Raw genomic sequence first — 501 nt, 5'->3', positions numbered from 1 at the left:
CCCGTACTCGCGGGCAATCGCAGCTTTTGTCTCACCGTCGCGGATACGCTGGAGGATGTCTGCAACCTGTTCGTGGGACAGAACCCGTTTCCGACCACGATAGGCACCACGCTTTTTAGCTAGAGCAATACCCTCGCGCTGTCTCTCCCGAATAAGAGAGCGTTCAAACTCTGCAAAAGCGCCCATTACCGAAAGCATCAGTTTGGGCAGGGATTCATCTTTGTCTGAAAAAATAAGACGTTCTTTGATAAACTCAACACAAACGCCTTTTCGCGTCAGCGTGTGCACCAGGTTGCGGAGGTCATCGAGATTACGCGCTAATCGGTCCATACTATGCACGACCACAATGTCACCTTCACGCACGAAGGCAAGAAGCTCATCGAGCTGAGCCCGCTGAACATCTTTGCCGGACGCTTTGTCGGTGAAAACCCGATCCAGTATTTCGCCATCTAATTGACGATCAACATTTTGATCGAATGTACTCACACGGACATAACCGGG

The 501-nt window shown here is 51.1% G+C and carries 1 protein-coding gene; it reads right to left on the bottom strand.

Going from position 1 to position 501, the window contains the following annotated elements:
- A partial coding sequence (locus NTH01S_RS11505; protein ID WP_084367368.1) for a recombinase family protein occupies positions 1–486 on the bottom strand: 486 nt, incomplete at its 3' end.
- Positions 487–501 lie beyond the last annotated feature (15 nt).

Source organism: Neokomagataea thailandica NBRC 106555 (assembly GCF_001598495.1).
GTDB lineage: Bacteria > Pseudomonadota > Alphaproteobacteria > Acetobacterales > Acetobacteraceae > Gluconobacter > Gluconobacter thailandicus_A.
Note: the sequence above shows the minus strand (reverse complement) of the source record. Positions and strands in the feature narration are given on the sequence as shown.